Raw genomic sequence first — 6,240 nt, 5'->3', positions numbered from 1 at the left:
CTCGCCGAAACCGGCTTCACCCCGTCGGACTACTACCGAACCCTGCGCCTGAAGTACGGGCGATGGCTGCTCACAACCTCGGACATCAGCATCAACGAGATTGCCTTCGAATGCGGATTCGCCGACGCGTCACATTTCATCCGCCACTTCCAGGCGCAGTTCGGGATGACGCCGGGTCGTTTGCGGCGGGCGTTGGAGGGTGGCGCATGACCGTGGCCCATCCGAACGACTGGTTTGGCCGATAGTATCCATTCGCGCGAGGCCGAGGGGCATCGGCAATCATTGCCACACTGAATCCGGATTTCGTGAGCGGGATGCAGCAGGAGTTCTCGTCGGATGAGTTCAATCGAATCATCTCGCAGAACGTCGTCTTGGAGTTGAAGGACGACTCGCCGGCGGGGAAACTCCTTTGCATACAGGTGGACATGCACTACGAAAAGTGGCGGATTGCGGCTATGTAGGAGCGTTCGGACTTTGGGGACCGATTTGCAGATCGTGGACGTGCACTACGGACCAACACGTTATCGCAGCAGTCAACTGCAATTGCTGATGCCTCCACAGCACGACGCCTCCAATCAACGCGAAGACGCGGCAGCGCACCGCTGACGCGCGACGACCATCTTGCATGGCAAGCAAGTGCGACGAGCCGTGGCTTCGCCCCGCTCGTGGGCAAGGCGGGTTTTCGCAGCCTCGATGCCCGGCGGAGCTTTTTGCGCACCAGTCAGGAGTTGATTCGGCGCGTTGTGGAAGCAAGACTTGGCTTTCAATTTTCATCAGGTCTTGCCATGTCCCTCCTGGTTTTTCGAACGCGTGCCGCTCGTCTGCTATGTCTTTTCGGGGCGCTCGCCTGTATTGGTATCGCCTGCGCGCAGTCGTCAGGCGCGAATCGCTCCGGTCCCGGCCCGGCGGGTGCCCCGGGCGCCCAGCCAGCGGATCTGAACTGGCCGACGCGACCGCTGCGGCTGGTCGTCGGCTTCGGCGGCGGCTCGTCGCCGGATTTCGTGGCGCGCGTCCTGGCCGCTCCGATGGCGAAGGCGCTGGGCCAGCCTGTGATCGTCGAGAACCATCCAGGCGCCAGCGGCAACATCGCGGCGGACATCGTCGCGAAGTCCACCGACAGACACACGGTCGGCATTCTGATCAACGGCAATATGACGATCGCCAAGATCCTCAATCCGGCAACGTCCTACGATCCGCAGAAGGACCTGGTGCCGCTGAGCATCATCTGCACAGCGCCGCTGGTGCTCGCTACGACGTCGGAGGTCTCGAAGGCCGATCCCCGCAGCTTCCTCGAGGCGGCGCGCGTCGCGGGGGGCAAGTGGAGCTATGGCACGCCTGGCATCGGCACGATCGGCCACCTCGGCATGGAGCTTCTGAAGGCCCGTACAGGCATCGGCGCCGTGCATGTGCCCTACCAGGGCAATCCGCAGGTCATCACGGGTCTGGTCGGAGGGCAACTGCAACTGGCGCTCCTTCCGCCGGGCCTTGCCCAGGAGCAGGTCAAGGCCGGAAAGCTGCGCGCAATCGGCGTGACCTCGGCGCGCCGCTCCGAACTCGTGCCGGACTACCCGACCCTGCAGGAAGCGGGCCTCAAGGATTTCGAACTCGAGATCTGGACTGCTGCGGCGGCGCCCGCCAGCCTGCCTGCTCCCATGGTGCAGCGCCTGACCCAGGTTCTCTCGGACGTCATTCGTCTGCCCGAGGTGCGGCAGAAACTCTTCCAACATGGCTATGAGGCCGCTGGCATCTCGGGCGAGGCGCTGGTGCGCCGGGTGAAGGCCGATACGGCCACGCTCACCGAGATCATCGCGAGCCAAGGCATCAAGCTCGAATAAGGAGATACCCATGAGTTCAGAACAAGGGCGCCCGAGCGAGTACCAGGAAACCGCGGCCGCGGTCCATGACACAACCCCAGCTGATGCCGGCAGCCACGAGGACGCCCAACGGATCCTGCAGTCGCTGCGCGACGAACTCGACGGCTTGGACAGAACGCTGCTCGAGACCGTGAGGCGCAGGCTCGATTGCTGTTGCCGGATCGGACTGCACAAGCGCGACCATGCGATTCCGATGATGCAGCCCCATCGCATCGGCGTGGTGCAGGAGCGTGCGGCCGCCTTTGCCGCCGAGCACGGCGTGAGCCCGGCGTTCCTGCGTGCCCTCTACGAACTGATCATCACGGAGACATGCCGGCTCGAGGATGAGATCATCGGTGCGCCCTCGACGCCTGCGTGAGTCGCTCGTTTTGCGCTCGAGCAAGCGTTGGTTCCGGCTCTGCCGGCGCTCGCGCATGCCGCGATCCCCATCAGGCGGCCGTCGAGGCCGACCCACTGTCACCGGTCATGCGGCACCGCCAAGGCCAACACATGCTGATCTTTTCAACGCTGGGCCATGAGGGCAGCAACCATCACTTCGTTCTCCAGCAGTACCTGGCCGCGCATGGCATTGCGCAAGCCTGCCGCATCGTCTTGTTCGACGACTTCCACAGTGGCGCGCGCGCGCTGATCGCCGGGGAGGCGGATTACCTGCTTCAGTGCGCCGTGCATCCGGCCGCGGCCGAGATCACGGGCACCTATCGCACGGCCATGGTGGTGGTCGATGCCTTCATTTCTCCCAGCCAGCCCATGGCGCTGGTGCGGTCCATGGCAAGCGGGGAGGGCGCTGGCAAGGTGGGCGTGCAGACTGCAACGCAGAGCTATGCCGACCTTTCCGCTTGGCCGATCATCGTCTACGAACCGACGGTGCTCGCGGTCCAGTCCGGTCTGACAGAAGGGCGCTACAGCGCGGGTATCGTCTTCACTTCCTTCGCGATGGCGCATGCAGAGCGCTTCGAGGTGGTCCAGTCCATCGGCACCGTCTGCGATGCATGGATCGTCTACGGACGCCAGGCGGTCGACGACGGCAGGGCCGTCGTCTGGGACGATAGTCCAGTTGCACGGCAGTTCCGGACGCGGATCAAGCGATCGTCGGAACCAGGCGGCAGTTGAAGCCGTGGTCACCGTCGTGCCGTGCAGGAAGTTGCGCGATCAGATGCGTCAGCTCGACGAGACCAAAGAGCGGTTGGAGCAGGATCGATGCAGGATCGGCGACTATCGCCGCATCCGTCGGTGGGAACCCTGTGCGGCATCGCCGCGATGCTGTTGGCTTGCGCCTTGTTTGCCTGCATGGACGTACTGCTCAAGAATCTGGCCGGGCACTACCCAGCGGTGCAAGTGATGGCGCTGCGCGGTCTCACGGCGCTGCCCCTGGTGTGCCTGTACATCGCCTGGCGGCGCGAGGCAGCCGGCGTTTTCAGCCGCCGACTTCGTCGGCGTCTGCATCTGCTGCGCACCGCGCTGAACATGACAATGCTCGTGCTCTTCGTCTATGGCCTGAGGACTCTGGGCTTGGCAGAGGCCTACACACTCACTTTTATCGCTCCGCTGTTGATGGTCCTCATAGCCGTGCCGAAGAGGTGGCCCCGGAAATCCGAACAGGCCGATAAGTGTGGAGACTGCTCCTGATGGCGAGGACCTCGCCAGTGAAGATTGGAGCAAAGATGAGCAGAAGACCCCGCCGCACGCACTCAGCGGCATTCAAGGCCAAGGTGGCGCTGGCCGCCGTTCGAGGCGACAAGACGCTGGCCGAGTTGGCGCAGCAGCATGATGTGCACCCGAACCAGATCACCGACTGGAAGAACCAGCTACTCACGCGAGCGGTGGACGTCTTCGGCGGCGAGCCATCGGCAGCAGAACCTGCGGTCGACATGAAGGTCCTGCACGCCAAGATCGGCCAGTTGGCGCTGGAGAATGATTTTTTGGAAGGCGCGCTCATCAAGGCCGGCATGCTGAGCGCAAAGCGATGATTGATCGAAGCCACGATTTGCCGATCCGACGTCAGGCCGAGTTGGTGAACATCAGCCGAGGCTCGGCGTACTACAGGGCCCAGCCCGTCAGCGATGACGAACTCAAGTTGATGCGTCGCGTCGACGAATCGCGCCTGGAGTTGCCGTTCGCCGGAGCGCGCATGCTGCGCGATCTACTTCGAGGAGAAGGCGTTGCTGTGGGCCGTAAGCACATGACCACGCTGATGCGGCGCATGGCGATCACGGCGCTGTACAGGAAGCCCAACACCAGCAAGAAGGCACCGGGGCGCACGATCTACCCGTACCTGTTGCGCACGCTTGCCATCATGCGGGCCAATCAGGTCTGGGCGATGGACATCAGCTACATCCCGATGGCTCGGGGCTTCGTCTATCTGGTGGCGGTGATCGACTGGTACAGCCGGCGGGTGCTGGCCTGGCGAGTGTCGATCTCGATGGACACCAAGTTCTGCATCGAGGCCGTCGAAGAGGCGACCGCACCGCTCAAGATAATTGACGCTGCCCGCTCAAAGTAGTTGACGCCGGGCAATTGGGCGGTACATCGAGTTCTACAACACCCGCAGGTCACATTCGAGCCTGCAGGCCCGCACACCCGATGTGGTGTACTTCGACTCGCTGCCACGACCTTCGGCCGAGGCAGCCTGACCCCGCAGCTTCCACTTAAGAATCTTCGGAATCTGTTCAAACGGATGGGCCACCTCTCGTGACAACAATTCGGACTTGAGCTATTGAGTGTTGGTGCCGCACTGCAGAACTGTTGGTGCAACGGGACTGCCGGTGCGCTTGTCGGTCAGCTTGAAGCTGCAGAAAGCTGGCGCTTCGCCGCGCCCGGCGTCCAGCTTGGGCGCCATTGAAGCGACCGCTTCGTACACACCGCCTTCCGTAAGGGTGACGATGAGCCTCCCGCCGCAGACCGCATTGGTATAGGTGCTGATCGGATATGAGTGCGAATACAGAAGGACGATCGGCCGGCCGGCTTCTACTGCTACCGGCCGTTGCGGGCGAGTCGCGTTGCTGTATCCCTGATTGCTGAAAAGCTCCTTGGGCCACCATGCCTTGTCGCCGCATTCTGGAACCGCAACTTGGATCTGGCCACCGTAATGCCGCCCAGATAGGCCAGTGATTGTCCCGTGTAGTTCGGCGTGCGGAGCGTTGTTTGGCAAGTTGTAGCTTGAGCACCCTGCAACCAGCGTGAACAACAACGTCAAGGCGCCGCGACGACATGCGTGTGCCTTGAGGTCTCTGGAGCAAACAAGCGAGAAAGAAGATTTCTTGATGGATGTTGTGATCTGCATGAAGTGGATTATTAGTCTGCTTTGCCCTCTCGATAGTCAACAACAGGAGGACTGCGGGAAGGCGGTCGAACGTCCGCTTCGGAGCGAGTCGTATAGCAACGGACGTGCATTAACTTTGTCAAGGATGTCAAGAACCTCTTTCAACGGCATGCGGTAGCCCTTCGTTTTGTCATTTGGATTTTTCAGTCTGCGGCTTTTGGCGTTGCAGTTTTGCCCTCTTCAGTAACTGCCGCTGGCGCTCGGCAATCGCCAACGCCTTGGCCTTCTCCTCGCCATGCGTCTTGATAGAGAAAAACTTCGCGAGGCTCTTCCTACCGTCGCCCGAAGCCGTGATGGCGCCCCAGTACGTCGGGTATCGGTCTACGGCCTCGATGCGTCGCACGCCAGGGACGCCGCTTTTGTTGGTGCTCCTTACGATTTCGGCCTTGGGAAGGGGCGTCTGGATATCAGGCGGAATCGGTCTTGAGGCGGCCTCTCGCACCACCGCTTCTGACCGGTGAACGAACGCCAGTCCTGTCAGCTGCTGCAATTGTTTCTGCCGCGCAGCGATGGCGAGAAGCCTCGTGGCCATAGTGAGCGATGCTGAACTTGGCTTGCAGTGTCTTGTCTGGCGCGATTTGGGTCCTTGCGACCCACTTTCGCGGCTTTCCATCTGGGCCCATTATGCAGGTCACGCCCGAAATACCGGTTTTGTTGGTACTTCGCAGCTGGTTGGCCCTCTGCTGGCGGCTGGCCGGGGGATGGGCCTTGACTATCTCGTCGCGCCAGGCTTGGGTTTGTACCAGCGCGGCCTCCTCGCCACCAAACCTGGAAAAGGGAACGGCTTGGCGAAACGCACGCCGTTGCGTTTCAAGAGGACGGTCCAACCGGGACCGTCACGATCACCTTGTGCACTGGTGATGCCGTGCATCGCGGCGGACTTGAAATTTCGACTAGCTGTGAAGCGTCAAGAGGTTGTTTCTTGACGAGTTGAGTCTGGACATAGGCGCGATACCGCCGATGCCGCTGTGCGGGCGATGCCAGTTGTAGTGGTGCTGCCAGCTCGCCAGGGCATCGGTTCGGTGAGCTGAGTTCTGGTAGGTCCAG

At 61.9% G+C, this 6,240-nt stretch carries 8 protein-coding genes and 1 pseudogene; 6 read left to right on the top strand and 3 right to left on the bottom strand.

Annotated features, from left to right (window positions below):
• The 6 genes and pseudogenes from AC1DFC_RS29475 to AC1DFC_RS29450 all read left to right on the top strand — a co-directional run.
• Positions 1-210, top strand: a 210-nt coding sequence (locus AC1DFC_RS29475; RefSeq protein ID WP_478180550.1) for a helix-turn-helix domain-containing protein, incomplete at its 5' end; no start/stop codon positions are given.
• Between the two features lie 575 nt (positions 211-785).
• On the top strand, positions 786-1,835 hold the full coding sequence (locus AC1DFC_RS29470; RefSeq protein WP_478180549.1) for a Bug family tripartite tricarboxylate transporter substrate binding protein: 1,050 nt from the start codon (positions 786-788) through the stop codon (positions 1,833-1,835).
• A 10-nt stretch (positions 1,836-1,845) separates the two neighbouring features.
• Positions 1,846-2,232, top strand: a complete 387-nt coding sequence (locus AC1DFC_RS29465) for a chorismate mutase family protein (RefSeq protein ID WP_478180548.1) — start codon at positions 1,846-1,848, stop codon at positions 2,230-2,232.
• A 131-nt stretch (positions 2,233-2,363) separates the two neighbouring features.
• On the top strand, positions 2,364-2,984 hold the full coding sequence (locus AC1DFC_RS29460; RefSeq protein WP_478180547.1) for a hypothetical protein: 621 nt from the start codon (positions 2,364-2,366) through the stop codon (positions 2,982-2,984).
• Between the two features lie 87 nt (positions 2,985-3,071).
• Complete coding sequence (locus tag AC1DFC_RS29455) at positions 3,072-3,500, top strand: EamA family transporter (RefSeq protein WP_478180546.1); 429 nt, start codon at positions 3,072-3,074, stop codon at positions 3,498-3,500.
• 35 nt (positions 3,501-3,535) lie between these two features.
• Positions 3,536-4,504, top strand: a pseudogene (locus AC1DFC_RS29450) (IS3 family transposase).
• An 80-nt stretch (positions 4,505-4,584) separates the two neighbouring features.
• Here the strand turns inward: AC1DFC_RS29450 and AC1DFC_RS29445 are convergent.
• The 3 genes from AC1DFC_RS29445 to AC1DFC_RS29435 form a co-directional block, all read right to left on the bottom strand.
• Complete coding sequence (locus tag AC1DFC_RS29445) at positions 4,585-5,154, bottom strand: hypothetical protein (protein WP_478180545.1); 570 nt, start codon at positions 5,152-5,154, stop codon at positions 4,585-4,587.
• A 169-nt stretch (positions 5,155-5,323) separates the two neighbouring features.
• Positions 5,324-5,725, bottom strand: a complete 402-nt coding sequence (locus tag AC1DFC_RS29440) for an AP2/ERF family transcription factor (RefSeq protein WP_478180544.1) — start codon at positions 5,723-5,725, stop codon at positions 5,324-5,326.
• A 361-nt stretch (positions 5,726-6,086) separates the two neighbouring features.
• A partial coding sequence (locus AC1DFC_RS29435) for an integrase core domain-containing protein (RefSeq protein ID WP_478180551.1) occupies positions 6,087-6,240 on the bottom strand: 154 nt, incomplete at its 5' end.

Source organism: Variovorax sp. 10L421, assembly GCF_056395365.1.
This window is presented reverse-complemented; position numbering and strand designations above follow the sequence as displayed.

Bases quoted from the DNA above. Each gene is read 5' to 3' on its own strand.
- AC1DFC_RS29470 (WP_478180549.1), top strand. From the start codon at position 786: ATGTCCCTCCTGGTTTTTCGAACGCGTGCCGCTCGTCTGCTATGTCTT.
- AC1DFC_RS29465 (WP_478180548.1), top strand. From the start codon at position 1,846: ATGAGTTCAGAACAAGGGCGCCCGAGCGAGTACCAGGAAACCGCGGCC.
- AC1DFC_RS29460 (WP_478180547.1), top strand. From the start codon at position 2,364: ATGCTGATCTTTTCAACGCTGGGCCATGAGGGCAGCAACCATCACTTC.
- AC1DFC_RS29455 (WP_478180546.1), top strand. From the start codon at position 3,072: ATGCAGGATCGGCGACTATCGCCGCATCCGTCGGTGGGAACCCTGTGC.
- AC1DFC_RS29445 (WP_478180545.1), bottom strand. From the start codon at position 5,154: ATGCAGATCACAACATCCATCAAGAAATCTTCTTTCTCGCTTGTTTGC.
- AC1DFC_RS29440 (WP_478180544.1), bottom strand. From the start codon at position 5,725: ATGGCCACGAGGCTTCTCGCCATCGCTGCGCGGCAGAAACAATTGCAG.